Source organism: Paenibacillus roseus (assembly GCF_016424485.1).
Lineage (GTDB): Bacteria > Bacillota > Bacilli > Paenibacillales > Paenibacillaceae > Paenibacillus_D > Paenibacillus_D roseus.
Genome location: NZ_JAELUP010000068.1, coordinates 1 through 2,764, shown reverse-complemented (window position 1 = coordinate 2,764; position 2,764 = coordinate 1). Strand labels below are relative to the sequence as shown.

Genomic DNA, 2,764 nt, shown 5'->3' with positions numbered 1-2,764 from the left:
TGGCGAAATATATGCCGGACGGGACAATCGTGTACCTGGGGCGGATGGATCACCAGGTGAAAATCCGGGGCTACCGGATCGAGCTGGGCGAGATTGAAGCGGCGCTGCGGGATTGCGCGCAAGTCAAGGATGCCGTTGTACTAGCCAGGGAAGATCATCCGGGCGACAAGCGGCTGGTGGCGTATGTGGTCCCGGAGGCGGAAGCGCAATCGGAGGAGCAGCAACAGGAACAGCGCCCGAAGGAACAGCAACCAGAGGAACAACGCCCGGGGGAACAGCAGTTCATGTGGCGGGAGGAACTGAGCCGGAAGCTGCCGGAGTATATGGTGCCGTGGACATTTGTGGTGCTGGAGGAATTGCCGTTGTCGTCGAACGGGAAGGTGGACCGCAAGGCGCTTCCGGCCCCCGATGCCGCAACGGGCGGGCAAGAGCGGCCTTATGTGGCTCCCCGCAATGACGCGGAGACATCGCTTGCGCAGATCTGGGCAGAGGTGCTGCAAGTAGAGCGGGTAGGTATCCATGACAACTTCTTTGAACGGGGAGGGCATTCGCTGTTGGCGATACAGGTAGCTTCCAGGGTGCGTTCCCAGCTAGGGCAAGAACTCCCTGTACACTGCTTTTTTGAAGCTCCGACAATTGACAAATTAGCGGTTGTTCTGGAATCCATCCCGTCCGCACAAGCTTCAAGGCCGAAAATGACCAGACTTTCACGCGATAAGCACCGCCTAAACTGAGAGTTTCACTCGTACGGTTAGGGTCAGGAAAGGAGAAAATATGAACCATCCCAAACCCCATTCATCGGCTCATTCATCCGTCGACGTGACGGAAACTGAATACAGCAGTGCGAAATATGTCTTCGAAGCCTCCTTTGCCCAGAAGAGATTGTGGCTTGTTGATCAGCTGCTCTCCGACAAATCGGTTTATAACATTCCTGCCGCTATCCGCTTGAAAGGCAGCATCCAGTATGAAGCGCTGGAGCAGACCTTCCGTGCCATCATTCACCGCCATGATACATTACGCACAACCTTCAAGGAGAATGATGGAGACATTGTGCAAATTGTTGAAGAAAGCATCTTGTGGCGGCTTTCCATTGAAGATTTAGCTTCACTTCCGGAGGATGTACGCTGGGAGAGGGCTGTTGGACTGGCTGAGTTGGAAGCAACAGCGCCTTTTGATTTGGAGACGGGACCGTTATTCCGTATCCGACTCATTCGCATCGGGGAGAGTGATCATCTTCTCCTTGTCAATTTGCATCATATTATCTCGGACGGTTGGTCAACCGGGATTTTGATGCAAGAGTTGTCCCTGCTCTATAAAGCATTTTCCAACGGGAAAAAAATAGAACTGCCAGAACTGCCTGTTCAATATGCGGATTTTGCCTACTTCCAGAAAGAATGGATGCAAGGGGAAGCGTTCGAAGCGAACCTGTCCTTCTGGAAAGAGAAATTATCAGGGGAACTGCCGGTACTGGAATTGTACACGGCCTATCCCCGCTCCGCGAAATCAGGTGATGGCGGCCGCACGTTCAAATTTACTGTGAATAGCGCGGTTAGCCGTGCGATCAAGGAACTGAGCAGGAGGGAAGGCGCTACATCCTTTATGACCTTGCTTGCCTTGTATAAAGTATGGCTGTATCGCTATTCGAACCAGACGGATCTGCTTGTAGGAACGCCTGTTGCGGGACGGGATTCGGAAGAAGTGGAAGGGTTGATCGGATTTCTTGTCAACAATTTGGTCATACGCAGTCATCTGTCGGCTGCCGATTCATTCCGTAACTTGCTCAGGCAAGTCAAAAGCACGGTTGTAGAGGCTTACCGTTATCAGGAAGTGCCGTTCGAGAAAGTCGTTGAAGTTGTTCAGCCAGTCAGGGATGCCGGGGCAACGCCAATTTTTCAAACGATGTTTGTGTTTCAGCAGCAGGACATAAGCTTCGAATTGGAGGGACTGCAATCCGAACGAGTGGAGTTGGAGCGGGGCACATCCAAGTTCGATCTGTTGCTGGAGTTAACAGAGTCGGAGGAAGGTTTTTCCGGGGTGTTGGAGTACAGCACCGACTTGTTCATACCGGGGACGGTGGAACAGATGGCAGCACATTTCACGCGGCTATTGGAAAGTGCGGCGGCAAACCCGGAAGAGCGGGTAGGGCGTCTGGCCATGCTGAATGAAGCGGAGGTTCATCAGCAGACCGTGGAATGGAACCGGACGGAGCAGCGGCTGCCGAATTGGAGCCTGCAAGAGCGCTTCGAGGAACAGGCGGCTCGCACACCGGAGCGGACGGCGCTTGTCTGGGGTACAGCTGAACTGACCTATGGGGAATTGAATCGTCAGGCGAATCGTCTGGCCCATCGGCTTCAATCCTTGGGCGTAGGCCCGGATAAGCTGGTTGGCGTATGCCTGGAGCGGAGCCCGGAGTTGGTGATTGGCATGTTAGCCGTGATCAAGGCTGGCGGTGCGTATGTGCCTGTGGACCCTGCCCTTCCGCAGGAGCGGCGCAGGGATATGATGAAGCGGGCCGGACTGAAGGTGCTGGTGACCCGTCAGGCCTTCACCGAAGGCGTGGATTCTGACACGGGAATGACAGTCGTGTGTGTGGATGCCGATCAGGCGATACTGGAAGCGGAGCGGGAAGGGAACCCGCAGGCCCAAGCGAGTGCGGACAATCTGATGTATGTGATTTATACGTCAGGATCAACCGGACTTCCGAAGGGAGCGAGCGTATACCGCCGGGGTTTTGCCAACCTGATGCAGTGGTACATCGGAGAAT

Annotated in this window: 2 protein-coding genes; both read left to right on the top strand. The window is 54.5% G+C overall.

Going from position 1 to position 2,764, the window contains the following annotated elements:
* On the top strand, positions 1-734 hold a 734-nt coding region (locus JFN88_RS13915; protein WP_233167847.1), incomplete at its 5' end, for a phosphopantetheine-binding protein.
* Positions 735-774: 40 nt separating this feature from the next.
* Positions 775-2,764 (top strand): non-ribosomal peptide synthetase (locus tag JFN88_RS13910; protein ID WP_199019912.1); only part of this gene is annotated, 1,990 nt, incomplete at its 3' end.